At 66.6% G+C, this 19,865-nt stretch carries 15 protein-coding genes; 9 read left to right on the top strand and 6 right to left on the bottom strand.

What is annotated here, in order from left to right; translation table 11 throughout:
* Nucleotides 1-62 precede the first annotated feature (62 nt).
* Genes J7I92_RS21795 through J7I92_RS21785 form a run of 3 tightly spaced genes read right to left on the bottom strand, consistent with a single transcriptional unit; the run spans nucleotide 63 to nucleotide 5,853 of the window.
* A complete protein-coding gene (locus tag J7I92_RS21795) occupies nucleotides 63-3,518 on the bottom strand; it encodes an ATP-binding protein (RefSeq protein ID WP_214843893.1) in 3,456 nt (1,151 codons plus the stop codon).
* A complete protein-coding gene (locus J7I92_RS21790) occupies nucleotides 3,515-4,402 on the bottom strand; it encodes a DUF4194 domain-containing protein (RefSeq protein WP_251040303.1) in 888 nt (295 codons plus the stop codon). The genes J7I92_RS21795 and J7I92_RS21790 overlap by 4 nt, the downstream gene beginning before the upstream one ends.
* Nucleotides 4,399-5,853 carry a DUF3375 family protein gene (locus J7I92_RS21785; protein WP_214843892.1) on the bottom strand — a complete coding sequence of 485 codons (1,455 nt, stop codon included), beginning with the start codon at nucleotides 5,851-5,853 and terminating at the stop codon, nucleotides 4,399-4,401. The genes J7I92_RS21790 and J7I92_RS21785 overlap by 4 nt, the downstream gene beginning before the upstream one ends.
* Before the next feature lie 283 nt (nucleotides 5,854-6,136).
* On the opposite strand from J7I92_RS21785, the gene J7I92_RS21780 reads away from it, so the two are divergent.
* The 3 genes from J7I92_RS21780 to J7I92_RS21770 all read left to right on the top strand — a co-directional run bounded on the left by J7I92_RS21780 (nucleotide 6,137) and on the right by J7I92_RS21770 (nucleotide 9,458).
* A complete protein-coding gene (locus J7I92_RS21780) occupies nucleotides 6,137-6,439 on the top strand; it encodes a hypothetical protein (protein WP_214843891.1) in 303 nt (100 codons plus the stop codon).
* Nucleotides 6,440-6,503: 64 nt separating this feature from the next.
* Nucleotides 6,504-8,489: an acyl-CoA dehydrogenase family protein gene (locus J7I92_RS21775; protein ID WP_214843890.1), complete on the top strand. Its 1,986-nt coding sequence runs from the start codon at nucleotides 6,504-6,506 to the stop codon at nucleotides 8,487-8,489.
* A 156-nt stretch (nucleotides 8,490-8,645) separates the two neighbouring features.
* Nucleotides 8,646-9,458, top strand: a complete 813-nt coding sequence (locus J7I92_RS21770) for a TIGR04086 family membrane protein (RefSeq protein ID WP_214843889.1) — start codon at nucleotides 8,646-8,648, stop codon at nucleotides 9,456-9,458.
* 25 nt (nucleotides 9,459-9,483) lie between these two features.
* Here the strand turns inward: J7I92_RS21770 and J7I92_RS21765 are convergent, their stop codons facing one another.
* On the bottom strand, nucleotides 9,484-9,870 hold the full coding sequence (locus tag J7I92_RS21765) for a YchJ family protein (protein ID WP_214843887.1): 387 nt from the start codon (nucleotides 9,868-9,870) through the stop codon (nucleotides 9,484-9,486).
* 228 nt (nucleotides 9,871-10,098) lie between these two features.
* Between J7I92_RS21765 and J7I92_RS21760 the strand changes: the two genes are divergently transcribed.
* The 6 genes from J7I92_RS21760 to J7I92_RS21735 all read left to right on the top strand — a co-directional run bounded on the left by J7I92_RS21760 (nucleotide 10,099) and on the right by J7I92_RS21735 (nucleotide 17,495).
* Nucleotides 10,099-10,770, top strand: coding sequence for a hypothetical protein (locus tag J7I92_RS21760; RefSeq protein WP_214843885.1), 672 nt, complete (start codon nucleotides 10,099-10,101; stop codon nucleotides 10,768-10,770).
* Between the two features lie 150 nt (nucleotides 10,771-10,920).
* Nucleotides 10,921-11,997, top strand: a complete 1,077-nt coding sequence (locus J7I92_RS21755) for an aldo/keto reductase (RefSeq protein ID WP_214843883.1) — start codon at nucleotides 10,921-10,923, stop codon at nucleotides 11,995-11,997.
* Between the two features lie 49 nt (nucleotides 11,998-12,046).
* Nucleotides 12,047-13,051, top strand: coding sequence for an aldo/keto reductase family protein (locus tag J7I92_RS21750; protein ID WP_214843881.1), 1,005 nt, complete (start codon nucleotides 12,047-12,049; stop codon nucleotides 13,049-13,051).
* Between the two features lie 2 nt (nucleotides 13,052-13,053).
* Nucleotides 13,054-13,956, top strand: coding sequence for an SDR family oxidoreductase (locus J7I92_RS21745; protein WP_214843878.1), 903 nt, complete (start codon nucleotides 13,054-13,056; stop codon nucleotides 13,954-13,956).
* A gap of 150 nt (nucleotides 13,957-14,106) precedes the next feature.
* Nucleotides 14,107-16,224 carry a M12 family metallo-peptidase gene (locus J7I92_RS21740; protein ID WP_214843877.1) on the top strand — a complete coding sequence of 706 codons (2,118 nt, stop codon included), beginning with the start codon at nucleotides 14,107-14,109 and terminating at the stop codon, nucleotides 16,222-16,224.
* A gap of 161 nt (nucleotides 16,225-16,385) precedes the next feature.
* Nucleotides 16,386-17,495, top strand: coding sequence for a sulfite oxidase (locus J7I92_RS21735; RefSeq protein ID WP_214843876.1), 1,110 nt, complete (start codon nucleotides 16,386-16,388; stop codon nucleotides 17,493-17,495).
* 52 nt (nucleotides 17,496-17,547) lie between these two features.
* Here the strand turns inward: J7I92_RS21735 and J7I92_RS21730 are convergent, their stop codons facing one another.
* Together J7I92_RS21730 and J7I92_RS21725 are read right to left on the bottom strand one after the other, a co-directional pair.
* Nucleotides 17,548-18,039 (bottom strand): ribose-5-phosphate isomerase, encoded by a 492-nt coding sequence (locus J7I92_RS21730; protein WP_251040302.1) that lies wholly within the window; start codon nucleotides 18,037-18,039, stop codon nucleotides 17,548-17,550.
* Nucleotides 18,036-19,835 (bottom strand): dihydroxyacetone kinase family protein, encoded by a 1,800-nt coding sequence (locus J7I92_RS21725; protein WP_251040301.1) that lies wholly within the window; start codon nucleotides 19,833-19,835, stop codon nucleotides 18,036-18,038. The genes J7I92_RS21730 and J7I92_RS21725 overlap by 4 nt, the downstream gene beginning before the upstream one ends.
* Between the last annotated feature and the right edge of the window lie 30 nt (nucleotides 19,836-19,865).

The raw sequence follows: 19,865 nt of genomic DNA, 5'->3' as shown, positions 1-19,865 counted from the left end.
GGAAGTGCGAGAGCGTGCTGAAGGGGCGGGCGGGTAATCGGCGGGGTTGGATTGGGCGGGCGTCAGCGGAGGACGATGTCCACCGGGTTCGCCTCCGAGCGCCATGCACCCTCGGCGCCGGCCCGGGACTCGATCACGGGAGCCGTGAGCACACCGGAGCGGTTGGTCCGCTTGTCACGCAGGATCTCCGTGACGGAGCCGAGGTGCCGGGACAGGTCGATCACGTTTTCCGGGGCCGCCAACAGCAGCTGGAAGCCGAATTCGTGCAGCGCCTTGATGCCCGCCCCGGCAAATTCCTCCGAGGCCAGGACAAACGCCTCGTCCATCATCACCGTGCCGTACGTGGTGAATCCCTGCTCAGCGATGCCCAGCTGATAGCTCAGCGCGGCGGCCATGATGAACGCGGTGAAGCGCTGCCGCTCACCGCCGGACATGGAACCCGTATCCGCGTGCATAAACACGTCAGTCCGCTTCCCGCCGCGGGGACCAACCACCTCGCGGTGTTCCTTACACTGGATGAACAGGTGCCCGCGGACATCCAGCACCTCGGCGCGCCAGCGCCGGTCCTCCGGCGTCTGTGAGCCCAAACGCTTCACAAGCGTTTCCAGCGACTTGTAGCGGCTGGTGAGCTCGGCGTCGTCGTCCGTTTCCACTCCGGCGCCGGCCTGGCCGGCAGCCCGCGAGGGACGCGCGTGCCGGGTCCGCAGCGCATTCTGGATGGCATCCTTGAACTGCTTGGCCGTGGGCGGCAGGGTCTGCTTGATGTCGAGTTCCAGGAAGCTGCCCTCGTGGAAATTGACCCCCGACAGGATGCCGTTCAGCGGCAGGATGCGGCTGGTAATGGAACGGCGCTCCTCGTCGAGCAGGTGGAGCAGCGTGCTGAACGATTCGTGCGTGCGCTGGTTGAAGAACTGCCGAAACTCGGCTTCCTGGGCGGGCAGGCCGTCGCTGACGATGGCGTGGTACCTGGCTTCGAACTCCCCAGCGGCGCCGATGGACGTGCCGTGGTCCGCGGAAATCGCCGTCCCCCACTCACGCACGAAGCCCTCGAAGATCCGGGTGAGGCGCTCCGAGGTGGCCTGCCCGCGGGATTCGGCCGCGTGCAGCTCGGCCAGCAGCCGGGTCCGCACCTGGTTGGCCAGGTTGTCCAGCTCATGCATTTCGCTGACGTCGCCGAAGCCGTCGAAGTACGGTTCCAGCGCAGTGACGGTGGAGTCCGACGGCGGCGCCTGGCGCAGGCGGGCGCGCGCGGCTTCCAGCAGCGAATCCGCGGCGGTGAGCTGCCGGTCCAGCGCCTTGTACTCGCTCTGCAGCACGGCGGCCGATTCGGTGCTCGACTGGTGCTTCTGGCGGGCCGCCTCAATGTTGGCGCGCAGCGGTTCAAGGTCAGCCTGCGCGGCCAGGGCATCCTTGAGGCGCTGCTCGATCTTCCCGAGTTCGTCCTCCGCCACGGCCGCGGAAACCTGCTCCCAGGGCCGGTGGTCGTCGGCGATGCGGCGCAGCGCCTCCAGCTGGCGGGTCATTCCCTGATGCGACTCTTCGCGGCTTTGGGCAAGCTCCGCCGCTTTACCCAGTTCCTGCTGCAGATCCTCCACCTGCGCGGCCACGAGCTCAAGCTTCGAGGCGTTGTCGAAGCCGAGGACGTAGTCCTGCCTGCTGGTGAAACGGTCGTCCTTCTCCACGGTGTGGCGGTTGCGCTTGACCACGCCGCCCAGGCTCAGGCCCCTGTCGAGGGCAGCCAGTTCATCCGGGTTCTCGACGCAGGGGTAGGCAAAGTCAACGGCGATCCGCTCACGGATCCACTGCCCGGCGTCGGCCACCGGCCCGGTGGCGAGGATGTCCAGCTTGGTCAGCAGCTCGCCGTCGGCCACGTCCTCCACGGCCAGCGCTCCGCCCGCGAGGGGCTTGGACACGTCAACGGCGCGCAGTGCCCCGCGGACGGAATGGTTGTTGAGGTAGCGGGTGACGGCGGCGAAGTGTTCACCGGGAACCAGCAGCGTGGTGGCCAGGTTCCGCAGCGCGCGCTCGGCGGCCGGCCGCCACTGTTCCTCCCCCTCGGCGAGGTCGATGAGCTCGCCGCCGAACGGCATCTGCTCTTCGGGCACGCCCGTGGCGGCGGCGATCGCAGCCCGGTTTTCAATGCTCGACGGCGGCAGCAGGGACTTGCGCGTCTTCAGCGAGACGAGTTCCTGCTGGGCCGCCGCAAGTTCACGTTTCTTCGTGGCATGGTCGTCGAATGCCTCGAAGCGCAGCTCCTGGAGCGCCTTCGAATCGTCCTGCAGTTCAGCCGAACGCGCGGCCGCCTGGGTGTGCGCCTGTTCCCAGCCATCCGCCGTCCACTCGAGGTCCAGGCCGGCATCGGCCAGGGCCTGGCGGGCAGCTTCCTCCACCTGCTGGCGGAGCTTGAGCCCCACCCGGGCGTTGTCGAGCGACTGCTCGATCGCCGAGATGGCGTTGCCGCCCTGGTTGTTGTAATCCGCCTCGAGCTGGCGCAGTTCCTTGGCCAGCCCGTCCCGGACCGCACGCTCCGCGCCGAGCTCCTTGGCCTTTGCCTGTGCCAGCTCCTTGAACCGGGCCAGAGTCTTCTCATGGACAGTGACCGCGAGCTGCTGCTTGTACGCGTCAAACTCCTCGCCGGCCAGCTCCCGCAGGCGGTTGGCGTCCAGCAGCGATTGCGCGTATTCCTTGTTCAGGCCCGGCACCGGGGCCAGCTGGTCGCGCTGCTGCCGCACATCCTCCAGCCGCTGCCGGATGGACATCAGGTTGCTGAATTCCTCCACGACGTCATCAGCCGCCGCCAGTGTGGCGGGAGCGTCGAGCACCTGGTCGCGGAAGAAGGTGTTGACGCTGCCGCCGAGGCCCTTGCCGGCCTGGATGACGCGGAGCAGCGGCAGGGCCTGGTCCGAACTGATGCCCAGCAGCCGGCGGAAGCGCTCGGCAAACGCCTTGTGCACGTCGAAGACCTGGGCCTCCGGGAAGATGGTCTCCAGCGCGGCCTTGGTGAAGCGCTTCTCCGCAATGCCCTCGATCGCCGCAAGATCCAGCGGCGTGTTGTCGATCAGGTAATACCGCCCGACGCTCGACTCCGTGCCGTTCTTCGGCAGGTCGAACAGCGCCGACACCGTCACCTGCGTGCCGGCGGCGTTATCGAACGTCAGGGCGACGGCGGACCACGTGGCACCGGGCCGCTGGAAGGCACTGGCCGAGCCCTCTCCAACAGCCTTGTCGCCCACCTTGCCGCGCATGTAGGTGAACGTGGTTCTCTTGTCCTCCACAGCCCCGGAACGCTGCGCGGCGGCCTCGTTGGACCGCGGCCGGGCGTCGAATACGCGCAGCATGGCGTCGAACAAGGTGGACTTGCCGACGCCGGAGTTACCCGTCAGCAGCGTGCCGTTGCGGTCCACGTGCATCGTATGGGCCCCGTGGAACGTGCCCCAGTTCACCACCTGCACCAGCGCCAGCCGCATCTGGCCGGGGTTGGTGAGCTCGCCGATCGGCAGCATGGTTGCGATGCTCACTGGGTGTCCTCCTCGTTATCAACTGGCGCGGCGTCGCCGGAGGCGTCCGCGTCGTCGTCCTCAGTGCCGTCATCTGACTGGACGGCGGTATCGCCGTCGAGCTCCAGCATCGCCTCCGTGCCCGTGGGGTCTGCCGTGGCTGCCATCAGGGCTTCGATTTGGGCGGGGATGTCGCCGATGTTTTCGAAGGGGAGGGCCAGCGGGAGTGCGTTGGAGATAGTGTAGACGTCCTCGAGGCCGGTGCTGATGAGGAGCTGGCGGGCCAGGAGTTTGGTGATGGCGCGGTTGACCACGTCGGAGTCCCGAAGCGCGTCCTGCTGGCCGGACGGCTGGTAGTGGGCCACCAGTTCGGCGATTTCCTCCCGCGTGATGGTCGGATCCGTCTGGGCCGTGACGTGGCGATCCAGCAGGAGCCGCAGGCGCAGCAGCACGATGGTCTCAACCCGGCTGAGGGCGCGTTGCTGGCGGAGAATGCTGGAGCGGGTACTGCCGCCGATGGCGTCCGGATCCACCGGGCGCAGTACGGCCACCTTCCGTTCGTGGTCAAGCTGCAGCGTCAGGAACAGCTCGGACAGGCGGCTGCGCAGGATCAGCTGGTTGTCCAGCAGGGTGGTCCACAGTTTCTCGTCCCGGCCGCCGTCGATGTACGGCCCCTTCAGCAGCTTGACCAGCGCCTGCCGGACCTTCATCGGCAGGACCCCGGTGTCGCCCGGGAACAGCGCGGCGCCGTCAACGAAGGTGTCCCGCGGTGTGACCGTGAACGGGTCGGCGGGAATATGCTCAGGCGCCGGAAGCGCCTCCGGCGTGTCGCTGTCGACGGCGGCCTCCGCCGTCGCACTCGCGGAACCCGCCGTCGCACCCGCGGCGTTCGTAACGTCAGTCATCGTGAATCCTTCTTGAGGGTGACCACCGGCAGGAAAGCCTGGCGGGTGGTGCCGTCTATCTGTTCGAAGTCGATGGCGTCCCAGCCGGCGCGGTCGAAGCCGGCGCCGTCGTGCAGTGCGTGGGACAGCAGCGCGCGGATGGAGTTGATGTGGCGTTCCTCGGGCGGCAGCTGCTCCCAGGCCTCCGGCAGGGTGGCGGCTCCGGCGAGCGCGGCGCGGATGGCCGCCGGCTTGGCCTTGGCGGTCCGCGGCGAGCGCGCCCGGTCCGAGTCGCTGAAAGCGATGGGATCGGCCAGCTTGGGTGGCGCCGCGAACTCGTCGGGGTCGAAAAGCTTGACCATGGACAGCGACTCGAAGCCGGCATTGAACAGCACCGGGCCGGAGACCAGGCCCGGCCGTTCACGCTCGTAGGGCAGCGAGCGGATGGCCTGTTCAGCCTCGCGCAGCACTTTCCGCAGCCGCACCGACTGGCGGAAATCGTCGCTCTGGACGTACGTGTTGAGGCTTTCGCTGAGCTTGCCGTAGATCCGTTGGATCTGGCTGTGCTGGGTGCGGAGTTCGGCCACCAGGTTCTTCAACGTTTCGCGGTCCTCGTGGCTGAGGTCGTCAGCGAACTGCCGGCTCAGGACTTCGCCGATTGCCGAGCGGAAACGCAGCTGCTGCTGAGGATCCTCCAGGAAAGCCGTGAAGGAGCGGAAGGTCCGGCCTTCAGGGCTTTGCCGGAGCCGCTTGTCCGCCTCCAGCACCTGTGCCATGGTGGCGCCCTTGCTGAGTGACTCCTCGATGATCTGGTTGCGGAGCTCGCCCACCAGTTCCTCGATCCGGTCGCGCATCTTCTTGTAGTCCGCCGGCAGGCTGGCTGCCAGGTCCAGGATGTTTCCGGCGGCCTCCACGGCTTCGTCGTCATCCAGCAACCCGTCAAAATCGCCGGAGCTGATGTCCTGGATGAGCTGTTGCCGCTCCTCGATCTCGTCCTCGAGGGACTCCAACCGGGCAGTCTGGTCCGGGTTCGTCTCGTTGGCGAGTTTTTCGACGTCGCCCAGCAGCGTGCCCAGCCGGGAACCGTTCAGCGTGGAGCGTTCGCTGGAGAGGCTGTCCAGGAACGCGAGGACACGGGCCGCAGGCTCGGTGACTTCGTAGACGATCTGCCCGGACTGGTTCCGCCGCGTCAGGAAATTCTTGCGGGTCCATTCATCGCCGAACGACTTTCCGTTGGCGGCACCGCCCAGCGCGGGATCCTGGCGGCGGAGCTGCTCAAGGAAGGCGTCGACGTCGGCGTGGAACTCTTCCAGCGGCAGCTGAGGCCGTGTCCGGGTGAAGGAAGCCTGCAGGACCGCGATGACCCACGGCGCGGACCGGGTCAGCGCCCAGGCCGGGCCTTTCGTCAGCAGTTCAAGGTCCCGGAGCCGGGCACTGATCGCGTCGGCGGAGGACGGGGCGGAGCGGGACAAGACTCTCCTTCAGCTGCCTCAGAACTCGTTCGGGCAGCGGAAAACCCGGAAACTGCCAACTACAAGGTTAACGCAGTGGCCCGCGCAGCCAGTCCGGCACCCACGCCGCCTGTTGCCTGTGATACTGGTGTGACTATGTGACCGCGCTGTGACCTACGGTGCGGTAGCATTTCGATCCCGTATCAACACCCGCGCCACGCTCTCCGGGCTCTGGTTGGCGGTGCCGCCCGCACCCTACGCTCTTGCTACTTGATCCATCCAGGCAATGACGCAAGGGGAAACCATGCAGTTTGATCTCAGTGCAGTTGAAACAGGCACCTTCGTGTTCATCGGCACCCTGGTGTTTGCGATGCTGATTGTGGGCTTCATGATGACGGCTGCCTTCCTGGCCATGGTGCTCGTGGGACTGGGCCGCTTTGCCTGGTTCGTCGTCGCCGGCACGCTGCTGGGACTGGTCCACGCCATCAACCACCTCTGGGACCGGTTGGTGCACCACGCCTCCACGGTGGAGATCCCGGGCGATTTTCAGGGCCAGCCAGCCCCTAGCACCGGAACTTACCCGCGGGTAGCATTGAGGGACAGCTGAAGGGTTCTCCACCCGAGGCGGACCCAGGGCTCGAGCCGGCCACCCCGGTTAGAGGAGATGCCCCGTGAGCTCTGCCACTGACAGTCCCGCCGCCGACGTTCCCGTCGCCCCCGACCAGATCGGCCCCGACGCCACCGCCGCCGATGCCCGTGCCATCACGGAAGCCGCCCGGGAGACGGCCTGGGACAGGCCCAGCTTCGCGAAGGGCCTGTACCTGGGCAGCTTCGACATCTCGCTGATTCATCCGTGGCCCGAGGCCAAAACAGAGGACGTGGAGCGGGGCGAAGAGTTCATGGCCCGCCTCACCGCCTTCTGCAAGACCCTGTCCGGCCGGGAGATCGAACGCAACGCCAGGATCCCGGATGAGTACCTGGCCGGCCTGGCCGGGCTGGGCGTCTTTGGCATGAAGATCCCGCGTGAATACGGCGGCCTGGGCCTGTCCCTCGTTTACTACGGCCGGGCACTGGCCCTGCTGGGTTCAGTGCATCCAAGCCTCGGCGCACTGCTGTCGGCGCACCAATCCATCGGCGTCCCCGAGCCCGTAAAGGTCTTCGGCAGCCCGGAGCAGAAGGAGAAGTACCTTCCCCGCTGCGCCGCCGGCGCCATTACAGCCTTCCTGCTGACAGAGCCCGACGTCGGCAGCGACCCCGCCCGGATGGGCAGCACGGCGGTCCCCACGGACGACGGCGACGCTTACATTCTGGACGGCGTGAAACTGTGGACCACCAATGGCGTGATCGCCGAACTGGTGGTGGTGATGGCCCTGGTCCCGGCCCGCACGGATTCCGACGGCACGGCCCACAAGGGCGGCATCAGCGCTTTCGTGGTCGAAATGGACTCCGCGGGCATCACGGTTGAAAACCGCAACGCCTTTATGGGGCTGCGCGGCATCGAGAACGGTGTCACCCGCTTCCATCAGGTGCGGGTACCCGCGGCCAACCGTCTGGGGCGGGAAGGCCAGGGCCTGAAGATCGCCCTCACCACCCTCAACACGGGACGGCTGTCCATTCCGGCCCTGTGCGTGGCGTCCGGCCGGTGGAGCCTCAAGATCGCCCGCGAATGGTCCAACGCCCGCACCCAGTGGGGCAGGCCGGTGGGCAAGCACGAAGCCGTGGGCAAGAAGATCGCGTTCATCGCCGCAAGCGCCTTCGCCCTGGACGCCGTGTTCGAACTGTCCGCCGAAATGGCCGACGCCGGCCAGAAGGACGTCCGGATCGAGGCCGCCCTCGCCAAGCTCTGGTCAACGGAGATCAGTTGCCGGATTGCGGATGACCTTGTACAGATCCGGGGCGGCCGAGGCTTCGAGACGGCCGATTCGCTGGAAGCCCGCGGCGAGCGCGCCGTGCCGGCCGAACAACAGCTTCGCGACCTCCGGATCAACCGGATCTTCGAGGGTTCCTCGGAAATCATGCGGCTCCTGATTGCCCGCGAGGCGGTTGATGCCCACCTCGCCGCCGCGGGGGACCTTGCTTCCGCGGATGCCAGCCTGCAGGACAAGGCGCGGGCCGCCGTCGGCGCTTCGGGCTTCTACGCGAAGTGGCTGCCCAAGCTGGTGGCGGGCGCCGGAATGGACCCGCGGTCCTACGCCGAGTTCGGCCGGCTCGCCAAGCAGCTGCGCTTCGTCGAACGGTCTTCGCGGCGGCTGGCACGGCAGACGTTTTACGGGATGGGCCGGTGGCAGGCCAAGCTGGAGCACAAGCAGGCGTTCCTGGGGCGGATCGTGGACATCGGAGCCGAGCTGTTCGCCATGGCAGCCTGCTGCTCGCGGGCAGAGGGCATGCTCCACTCCGCCCCCGAACGCGCTGCGACCGCTTACGAACTCGCGGAGGCCTACTGCGAGCAGGCGCGGGTTCGCATTGACGAGTACTTCGACCAGCTGTGGCGGAACACGGACGACGCCGACCGCGATCTCACTGAAAAGGTGCTTGCCGGGGACTTCGCCTGGCTGGAGGAAGGCGTCCTGGACCCGTCGGAAGGAACCGGACCATGGATTGCCGACGCGTCTCCCCGTGCATCCGTGAAGGAGAACCTGCACCGAAAATACCGCTGATTCACGCCAGTTTCGGGCGTTCCGAAAATACTAAGCACCCTTGCTACTGCTGTTCCGCCGTGGTTAGGTGGAGGTAAGAGCACCATGCAGATCTCCGCATAGCGGTGGCCGGCCCAAACAATGGGCCGGTTCAATCGATGAAAGCGAGAACGCCTGATGAGCAGCACAGCAGGGCCCGAAGACAGACGGTCGCGGCGCGCCCGCGACGAGGAGACCGCCCGCCTCGACGCCAGCCGTAATTACGACAGCGGCAGCACCGACTACGACGACAGCACCCGGGTTGATGCCAGCCGTAATTACGACACCGGCAGCACCGACTACGACGACGACACCCGCGCCTATGCGGTTCCGCCCACTGCCGAGCCCGCGCTGGTGGTGGATCCGAATGCTGCCACCCGCGAGACCGTTGCGGCCCGCGAGAAAGAGCAGTTCGGCGGCATCAAGATAGGCTCGGCATTCTTCGGCTGGCTGGCCGCGACGGGAATGGCCGTACTGCTGACGGCCCTGGTTGCGGCAGCCGGAACGGCAGTGGGCCTTGCGACACACACGGACGTGAATGAGGCCGTGAACCAGGCATCCTCCGGCCAGACCGTGGGAATCGCAGGGATCATCGTACTTCTGGTCATCCTCTTTGTGGCCTATTACTGCGGCGGCTACGTGGCCGGCCGCATGGCCCGCTTCAACGGGGCCAAGCAGGGACTCATGGTGTGGATCTGGGCCGTGATCTTCGCAGTGCTTGTTGCGGTCCTGGCCATGATCGCCGGTGAACGCTTCAATATCCTGGCCAGCCTGAACAGCTTCCCGCGCATCCCGGTCAACGAAGGACAGCTGACAACCACCGGAATCATCGCCGCCGTCGTGGTGGCCGCGGTGGCACTGATCGGTGCGGTGCTGGGCGGCATGGCCGGCATGCGGTTCCACCGCAAGGTGGACCGGGCAGGGTTCACCCCGGTTGAAGCTGACAGCTAAAAGCCTGCGGCAAGGTCCGGCCTGCCTAAAGGATGGCGTCCAGGTAGTACCAGCGGCGGTCCACCCGCAGGAAGCGGCTGGTTTCGTGGTGGACTCCCAGCTCGCCGTCGTGCCTGAAATGGGCCTTGAACTCCACCGTACCCTCGGAATCCCAAGGGCCGCCGCGGTAGGTCGAAACAATGTCCAAGCGGCGCCACTGCATGGCCGGATCCAGTTCGAGTTTCGGGGGCCTGGTCTCCGGATGCCACGTCCGGAGCAGGTACCCAGCGTCCTCTACTACAAAGGCGCTGTAGCGGGAGCGCATCAGCTGTTCCGCCGTCGGGGCGTCCGCCTCACCGCGATGGAACCTGCCGCAGCAGTCAGCATACTGCTCACCGGACAGGCAGGGGCAGGGCTGGGACTGCTGGGGCATCGGGAATCCTTCGGACATGGCTGGCGGCGGCCAAACTCGGCTGCCTCCGACTATAGGCCCAGGCGGGAGGCTCCGGTCTTGTCATATCCGATAACAGCTTCGACACGTCGCGCCGGCCGCGCCCAATGCGGGCGTGTTGGCCTGCAAAAGTCCGTATTGTTAAGGGGTGCTCATCGCCGGGTGATTCCTGCCGGCGCCCAGGCGCCCGCATGCCGTTAGGAGAGGTATATGGAAGATCCCACCACCATTGCCCTGAACCTGACCTTTTTTGGCACGCTCGGTGTGGCGTTCGTCATGTTCATCGGTCTCTTCCTGGTTTTTGTCGCCACCTTGCTGATGGCCGGCCTGGGCCGGCTCGTCGGCGTCACCGTCATGGCCGTGTTCCGTTACCGTCCCGGCAAGACGGCCTCCGCCGGCCCGGCATTGGCGGTCCAGCCGGAGCCCGCTTCCGTCCAAACGGTGCCCGCCAAGTCCACTCGTGCCGGCAAAACCACGGCGGCCGGCAAAACCAAACCGGGCCGTGCAGCGGGACAGCCGCCGCAGGCCGGTGCCCCGCGCCGGGACGCCCCGGCCTTGGCCGAGGATTGGGCGGCGGCCGTTGCCGAGGCGGACGCACGCGCGGCGGCCCGGGCGAAGGCGGCAGCGGCACCCGAGGTGAAGGTCACCGTGCGCGATCTCCCCAGCCCGGAAACGCCGGTGGAAAAAGTCACGGCCGTAGCTCCCCTGGTGGAGTCCGCAACGGACCAGCACGTTACCGTCCGCGCCACACCGCGTTCGTTCGCGAAGCCCCCGGGACCGGGCCCGACGGCCATGCTGGACACGGGCTCCCTGGTTTCCCTGGCCGGCCATCCCGGCGCTTTGAAAGGTGCCCCGCCGGCTGACCACCGCCGCGCCGGCTGATTCACAATTCGTCATTGCCGCCCCCTGCGTTACTCCGCACTACGCAAGGCTAAGAACTGCTTCGTCCGCGGCCTCCGCGCAGCTGATTTTGTGTAGCCTCGTGACGATCCACAGCAGTCAGCCGTCGAAGTCAAAAGTGAGGAAACCGGGATGAGCCTCAACCAGCTAAGGGTGTTCGGGCGCAGCGGGACATTGATCAGCCCGCTCACTCTGGGCACCATGAACTTCGGCGAGGGGCCGGCGGCGGGCAGTGCAGGACCAGCGGGCGGCGTTGCCCAGGGCTATGCACCCACCGGCGCGGACCAAAGCATCCGCATCATCAACGCAGCCTTGGACGCGGGCATCACGGCGGTGGACACGGCGGACGTCTATTCCCAGGGGCAGAGCGAGCAGGTGGTGGGCCGCGCCTTGAAGGGCCGCCGCGACGACGTGTTCATCGCGACCAAATTCCACGGCCAGATGAGCGCCAACCCCGCCCACTCAGGCAATTCACGGCGCTGGATCATGCAGGCCGTGGAAGGCAGCCTTCGCCGGTTGCAGACGGACCGGATCGACCTCTACCAGGCGCACCGGCCGGACTACAACACGGACGTCCTGGAAACCATCACGGCCCTGAACGACCTCATCCGGCAGGGCAAAATCCTCTACTACGGCACCTCGGTCTTCACCCCGGCGCAACTGGTGGAGGCGCAGTGGCTGGCCACCACCAACCACCTCATCCCGCCCGTGGCAAACCAGGTCCCCTATTCGATGCTGGTCCGCGGGAACGAACGCGACGTCCTTCCCATCGCCCAGCAGTACGGACTGGGCGTGCTGGCCTACGGCCCGCTGGCAGGCGGCTGGCTGTCCGGGAGCTTTGTCCTGGACGCCGGAAAGCCGGCCACGCGGGTCCACTCCCTGCCGGGCCGCTACGACATCTCCGGACCCGCGAGCGAGCGCAAACTACTCGCCGCAGATTCGCTGGCGCGGCTGGCGGACAAGCTGGAACTGCCGCTGGTGGACCTGGCCCTCGGCTTCGCGTTGAACCATCCCGCCGTCAGCAGCGTGATTGTGGGCCCGCGGAGCGAGGAGCACCTGCAGGCTTACCTGAAGGCCGCCGACACCGTGCCGGACGAATCCGTGCTGGACGCCATTGACGAGCTGGTGCCGCCGGGAACCAACTTCGTGGAGCGTGATGCCGGGGCCGTGGTTCCCTCCCTGGAGTACGCCGAGCTCCGCCGGAGGTAGCTGGCAAAAGTCCTTACCCTGAGCAACCACGTGGGCTACGGTGAACAGCATGGAATTCAGATACCTTGGCAACAGCGGCTTCAAGATCTCCGAAGTCACCTTCGGCAACTGGCTCACGCACGGCTCGCAGGTGGAGAACGATGTAGCCGCGCAGTGCGTGCGGGCGGCACTGGACGCAGGAATCAGCACCTTTGACACCGCGGACGTTTATGCCAACACAGCGGCTGAGAAGGTACTGGGCGAAGCCTTGAAGGGCGAGCGCCGCCAGTCCCTGGAGATTTTCACGAAGGTCTTCGGCCCCACCGGGCCTAAGGGCCACAACGATGTGGGCCTGTCCCGCAAGCACATCATGGAGTCCATCGACGGTTCACTAACGCGCCTCCAGACCGACTACGTGGACCTCTACCAGGCACACCGGTACGACTACGAGACGCCGCTGGAAGAAACCATGCAGGCGTTTGCGGACATCGTCCGGCAGGGCAAGGCGCTGTACATCGGCGTCAGCGAATGGACGGCCGACCAGATCAGGGACGGCCATGCCCTGTCCAAGGACCTGGGCTTCCAGCTGATTTCCAACCAGCCGCAGTACTCCATGCTGTGGCGGGTCATCGAAGCTGAGGTGATCCCGGCGTCGGAAGAGCTGGGCCTGTCCCAGATCGTGTGGTCCCCCATGGCGCAGGGGGTGCTGAGCGGCAAGTACCATCCGGGAAAGCCTGCCCCGGAGGGAAGCCGCGCCACGGATACCAAGGGCGGCGCCAAGATGATCGACCGGTGGATGTCGGACGAGATCCTTACCAGTGTCCAGCAGCTCAAGCCGATCGCTGCGGAAGCCGGGCTTACCATGGCACAGCTGAGCATCGCCTGGGTGCTGCAGAACAAGAATGTTGCCTCGGCCATCATGGGAGCGTCCCGTCCCGAGCAGGTTGCGGGCAATGCTGCAGCGGCCGGAGTGAAACTGGACGAGGCCATCATGGACAAGATCGACGGCGTCATCGGCTCGCTGGCCGAACGCGACCCGGCGCAGACCAAGTCGCCCGCGTCCCGGGAAGCCTAACCATGACGGACCAGGAGCGCGCGACAGGCACAGGCGCAGAAACAGAAGCGACCGGACCCCTTCCCGATCTTGCCGTCACCGGATCCACCGGGCAGCTCGGCGGACTCGTCGCCAGGATCCTGGCCGACGCCGGACGGCCTCAGCGGCTGCTGGTGCGCGATGCCTCCCGGGCGCCAGACCTTCCGGGCGCAGTTCCGGTGGTATCGGCCTATGAGGACCCGGTGCTGGCACGGTCCTCCCTGGCGGGCGTGAAGACCCTGTTGATGGTGTCCGCCTCGGAAGCCGCGGACAGGCTGCAGACGCATTTCGCGTTCGTGGACTCCGCCGCCGAAGCCGGGGTAGGGCACATCGTATACACGTCCTTTTTCGGCGCGTCAGCGGACTGCACCTTCACCTTGGGCAGGGACCATTTCGCCACCGAGGAGCGGATCAAGGCCTCGGAGATGAACTACACCTTCCTCCGGAACGACTTCTACCTGGACTTCCTGCCGCTGCTCACCGGAGAAGACGGCGTCATCCGCGGTCCGGCGGGCGGCGGGGTGATGGCCGCGGTCACGCGCATGGACATTGCCCGGTGCGCCGCGGCGGTGCTGGCTGACCCCGCGTTGCACGTGGGCCGCACCTACAATCTGACCGGACCCGAGGACATCTCCCTGCAGCAGGCCGCGGAGCTCCTCACGGAAGGCACCGGGCGGACCATCAGCTACCACGAGGAAACGGTGGAGGAAGCGTACGCCTCCCGCGCATCCTACGGCGGTCCGGACTGGCAGGTGGACGCCTGGGTCAGCACTTATACGGCCATTGCCAACGGCGAACTCGCCGGCCCGACGTCGGACGTTTACGGCCTCACGGGCAGGGAACCGCAGGGGCTCGCAGACTTCCTCAAGGAGGCGCACCGCCTCTGACTTTCCGGGCGCCCATCCTGTTAAAGATGGGGATGATGTTATTGAAAGTGGCTCGTGTTATTTCCAAAGCCTCCAAAAGCGTTTAGGATTTGGCTCACCCGACAATAGGTCGGGGCATGCTGCCAACAGGCGCACTTTTTGGGGAGCCCGATGCGACTTATTTCTTCCGCGGTGCTGCGGACTCTGACTTTGCTGGTTGTCCTGGCTTCGGGAACGCTGGTGGCCGTCGCCCCCGCGCAGGCCGAGACCACACCTCCTCCGCCGCCCGGACCCGTTGACTTCATCCGGACTGGACCCTCGGGGGTCTCTCCCGGATCGCTCACCACCGAGTGGCTTCCCCGTGCCGGCAACGTCAAAGTTTCCCTCGTCACCATCCAGACGGCGGACAAGAGCACCGCCGAAACCGATGCCATCAATCTGGACGCCGCCAAGAATTCGATCAGCGTCGCCAGCAACTACTGGCACGGAATGTCCGGCGGCCGGCTGTCCCTGTCCATCGTGGACGTCGTCAAGGGGTTCAAGACAAGCGCACGCTCCGACTGGAACTTTGACGACATCCTGGAGAGGGTCACCAAGGAACTCGGCTGGCAGGAAACAACCAACACCAGCCTGGTCATTTTCATGCCGCGGAACGACGTGGTGGTTTACGGCCAGGGCGGCAACCTGGGGGCCGGGTGGTCCGGCGGGGCAACGAGCGGCCGGGTCCTGATGCCCTACCCCGGGACCTACACCAACACCGTGATGACCCATGAGTTCGGCCACGTCTTCGGCCTGGACCATGCCAACAGCATCCAGTGCACCGACGGCAGTTCCGACTCGACCGCCGCATACGGCCGCCTGGTCAACAGCAACTGCTGGTCCCGGCCCTATGGCAACGACACCTCCATCATGGGTCCCACCCGCGCTGCGCTGCCCACGATCGACTCCTACCAATATGACCTCGGCTCCTTCGGCAACGGCTACGAGATCCGTGACGCCGGAACCATCCTGGGCGCCAAGAGCTTCAAGCTGACACCCTGGGCCGGTACGGGCGACAACCGCGCACTGAAGTTCACCGACCCCGTCAGCAACGAGGTCTACTACGTGGAACTGCGGATGCCGGTCGGCTACGATGCCATCACCGCAGTGGGTGGCAACCAGGGCGTGCAGATCCTGAAGGCAGATCCGTCGGACCCCGCAGCCTCCATGATCCTCATGCCCAACACAAAGCCGTACGACGGCTGGTACCACCCCAACCTGGCCTGGCAGGGCGGCCGGTTCACCACCGCAGCGGGCACCACCATCAGCATCGACTCCATCACGAGCAGCGCGGCGACCATCACCATCCGCGGCAAGAGCCCGTATTCCTCCTACTTCAAGCACGTTGATTCGCCCAGCATTTACGGAAGGCGCCCTGACGGCACCTTCAAGTCATTGATCTGGACCGAGTATTCGGACCTGGGCTTCCCGGCATTCACCGCGCTTCCCGCCGTGAGCTTCGTCAAGAACACCTGGAGCGACACGATCTATGCGGTGGACAGCACCAACAAAGGCAGGGCCCTGAGCTACGCCGACTGGACCGCCTACGGCCAGCCCGCCCCCGTGGCCTACAAGCTCCTGGCCGGAACGTACTTCTTCAGCAAGTTCAACGACACCGGTCTCTATTACTTCAGCCCGGCCGGGGAAACCAAGTCGTCGCAGGCGCAGTGGACCAGCGCGGGATCCCCCGCCATCACCCTTCCCGTCCGGTACGTGAAGTATGCGTGGGAGCCCACTATCTTCAAGGTGGAGGCCACGGCGGCCGGACAGTCCGAGTACGACGCCAAAGTGTCAGCCCTGAGCTTCGCCAGCTGGAGCGCCGCGGGCTTCCCGGCCCCGCAAACCACCGGGTTCGTCGGCGGATCGGTTGCCAGCAAGTACAGCAACCTGCCCACGATCTTCCTCAAATCGCCATCCGGCAACAGCCACGAACTCACCTACCCGGAGTGGATGGCCATCCCGACGGCGAAACGCACCTTCACCGACATGGGCCAGGGCCGCTTCGTGAAGAATTCCTGGAGCGGAGCCATCTACCTGGTGGGCAGCACGAACAAGGGCAGCCACCTGAACTTTGCTCAGTGGCAGGGCTATGGAATGCCCACGCCGCAGACAAGCACGCTCATTCCGGGCAGCAGTTTTGTGAAGTTCACCGGCAGCACTGCGCTCTACTACGATTCCCCGGCCGGCCTGGTGACAGCCGCGAACGCCGAGTACGTTGCCGCCGGCTCACCGGCCATCGTGACCCGCTAAAACAGGCTAGAGAGCCGGCCGCAATGCCGGGTTCCCCTCCGGGGAGCCCGGCATTGCCGTGCCGGCCCCGGCCTTGACGCGCCGTCGGCGGCGGCGTAAACCTGTGTGCACGGGCACCCGCCCGATGCAGAATCCGGCCCTAGTACCAGAATCGCAGCGCCATGACGAAGCAGATTTCCAAGCGCCGACAATCCGAGAAACCCAAGGCGCATACAGGAGAACCGACGAACGGTCCGATCACCGCCGAGGAACTGCAGCTCGCGGTCAGGAACCATTCGCTGCCGCTGGAGGCGCTGCGGGATGACATCACGCCGGCGGGGCTGCATTACCTCCTGACGCATTTTGATATCCCGCACATTGAGGCTGACACCTGGCACTTGCGGATCGGCGGAGCTGTGCAGCGGGCCGTCGAAATCAGCCTCCGCGCGCTCCGCCGGGATCCTGCCATCAGCATTCCCGTGACCTTGGAGTGCGCGGGCAACGGCAGGTCGCTCCTCCGGCCGCGGCCGCTGAGCCAGCCGTGGCGGCTTGAAGGCGTGGGCACCGCGGTGTGGACCGGCGTGCCGCTGGCGTACCTGCTGGCCCAGGCCGGGGTGGATGAGGACGCGGTGGAAGTAGTGTTCACCGGGGCCGACGCCGGCATCCAGGGCGGCGTCCGGCAGCAGTACGGGCGCAGCCTGCCCATCAAGGAGGCGATGCGCCCGGACGTGGTTCTCGCGTACGAGATGAACGGCCGCGAGCTGCCGCCGCAGCACGGCTATCCGCTGCGCCTGGTGGTCCCCGGCTGGTACGGCATGGCCAGCGTGAAATGGCTGGAGTCCATCCAGGTGGTAACCCACCCGTTTGACGGCTTCCAGCAGTCGGTGGCGTACCGCTACCAGAAGAACGCGGACGACGACGGCACTCCCGTCACGCGCATCAAGGTCCGGTCGCTGATGATTCCGCCCGGGATCCCGGACTTCTTCACGCGCAGCAGGGTCCTCTCCCCCGGTCCGGTAATGCTCAAGGGCAGGGCCTGGTCCGGTGAGGGCGCCGTGGTCCGCGTGGAAGTGGGGATCGACGGAAAGTGGGTGCCCGCGCATCTTGGGCACCCCGCCGGCCCGTTCGCGTGGTGCGAGTGGACGCTGCCGTGGGTGGCGGACCGGGGCGAGCACGAGCTCGCCTGCCGGGCCACCGACGCCACCGGTTCAGTGCAGCCCCTGGAGCAGGTGTGGAACTACCAAGGCCTGGGCAACAACGTGGTGCAGCGCGTGAAGGTGAACGTTGAATAGACGCTGACCGGCACCGTTAATGACCCCGCCTAATAACCCCGCTGGCCCGGCGTCAACAGCCTTCGAAGTCTGTCAGGACTTTCACTTTGCCAGCCGAGGCCGATGAGGGGTCGAAGGTGTAACCGAGCCACTCCTTGGCCAGCCTGCGGGCCAGCTCGACGCCGACCACGCGCTGGCCCATGGTGAGCACCTGGCAGTCGTTAGAGAGCACTGAACGTTCCACCGAGAAGGAGTCATGGGCAGTGGCTGCCCTAATCCCGTCCACCTTGTTGGCGGCGATTGCCACGCCGATTCCCGTGCCGCAGAACAGGATGGCGCGGTCGGCGTTCCCGTCCTTGATCATCTCGCCCGCGGCAATGCCCACGTACGGATAGGGAGTGCTGAACTGCTCGGGAGCATCGCTGCGGTTGACCCCGATATCGATGATTTCACTGACCCGGGGATCGTTCCGCAGGTCCTCCATGATCCGGTCCTTGTAATCCACGCCCGCTTCATCGGCGCCCAGGATGAGTCGAATGCCCACGGCCTGTCCTTTCGTAGTCATGACAGGGTTCCGGCGGCCTGGCGCACTGCCTGCCCGCCCAGTCCGCCGCCAACTTCTCCTTGGCATGCCGGCCCAGCAAGATGCGGGCCCATGACGGTGAAGATCATGGCCAGCGACGTTGCTCCGGGGTCCGCGGTGCCCACGCTCTTTTCAGCGAGTGGCCGGGCCCGGCCCTTGAGCGGACGCAGCGAGGCGGTGGCCTCTGCCGCGGTGGTTGCGGCGGAAGCCGCTTCGTTCCACGCCGCTTCGGTCTGTGCTGCGTCGCTGGCGCTATCGGCCACGAGCCGGCTGAACGTCTCGGTGAAGGGCAGCAGGGCGTCCACCATGGTCTTGTCACCGGGTTCGGCCTTGCCGAGGCCGGTGATCCTCGCCGCAAACGCCCCGACGGCGGCAGCCAGTTCGGAGGGGCCGGGAACCAGCTGGTTGCCGAGGATTTCGCCGAACGCGCGAAGCCCGGCACCCCACAGCACGCCGGAGGTTCCGCCGGCTTTGTCCGCCCAGGCGTCCCCCGCGGCTGCCAGGACTGCCCCTGCTCCGGCACCGCGGGCAACGGCGTCCTCGGCGGCTGCCACGGCGGCATCGATGCCGCGGACCATCCCGCGCCCGTGGTCGCCGTCACCGGCGATGGCGTCCATGTCCCCCAGCCGGGCCTCGGCACTGCGCAGGGAGTCCCGTACGGCAGCAAGCGCCGCCAGGCAGTTCGCCGCATAGCCTTGCGATGCCTCGGTGGCCTCGAACGCGCCGGGCGCGGCGGCGTCGTCGGACGCTTCTTCCGCAAGCTGGCCGCCCGGCTGGAGGGCGGCGTTTCCCCTCCGGTAGGCGGGCGTTTCGGCAGGAGCGGTCCAGAGCGGCTCCAGCTCGTCGTCCAGCCAGGTGATGGTGAGGGACACCCCGGACATGTCGAGGCTGGTCACCAGTTCGCCCACCTCCGGCATCACCAGCGTGTAGCCGGCGTCGCGGAGCAGCGGCGCCACGGTGAGCCACAGGACGAAGAGTTCCTCGTGCTTGGTGGAGCCTAGGCCGTTGAGAATGACGGCGATGCGGTCCCCCGCACCGGCGGGTGTCTCGGCCAGCAGCCGGGAGACCAGTTCCTGGCCCAGCTCCTTCGCGGGCGGGAGTTCGGTGTCGAACAGGCCGGGCTCGCCGTGGATGCCCAGGCCCAGGCCCATCTGCCGGTCCTTGAGGGTGAACAGCGGTGCTTCCGCACCCGGGAAGGTGCAGCCGTGGAAGGCGCTGCCAATGGTCCGGGTCAGGCTGTTGGCTTTCCGGCCGAGGCGCACGACATCGGCGAGGTCGGCCCCTGCTTCGGCGGCCGCTCCCATCACCTTGAAGATCGTGAAGTCACCGGCGATCCCGCGCCGCTTCCCGGATTCCGACGGCGGGGCGCTGGCGACATCGTCCGTCACCAGGACGTTCTCCACCTGGATCCCCTCGGCGGCAAGCCGTTCACTGGCCATGCCGAAATTCAGCACGTCCCCCGCATAGTTCCCGTAGCTGAACACCACGCCGGCGCCGGAATCAGCGGCCTTGGCCACGGCATAGGCCTGCTGCGCCGAAGGCGAGGTGAAGATGTTGCCCACCACGGCGCCGTCGGCCAGCCCCGTGCCAATCAGGCCCGCAAACGCCGGGTAGTGGCCGGAGCCGCCGCCGGCCAGGACCGCCACTTTGGGCTGGATGGGGCGGCGCCGCCGCACGGCCCCGCCAGGTACCTGGCGCACCAGATCGGCGTGGACGTCGCAAAACCCGGCGAGGGCTTCCTCGGCGAAGTCGGAGGGATCGTTGAAGATTCTGGTCATGGTGGGCTCTCTAACGGATGCGGGTTCTTA

Source organism: Arthrobacter sp. ISL-72, assembly GCF_018613755.1.
GTDB lineage: Bacteria > Actinomycetota > Actinomycetes > Actinomycetales > Micrococcaceae > Arthrobacter.
The sequence above is the reverse complement of the archived record's forward strand: the minus strand, read 5'-3'. Positions and strand labels throughout refer to the sequence as shown.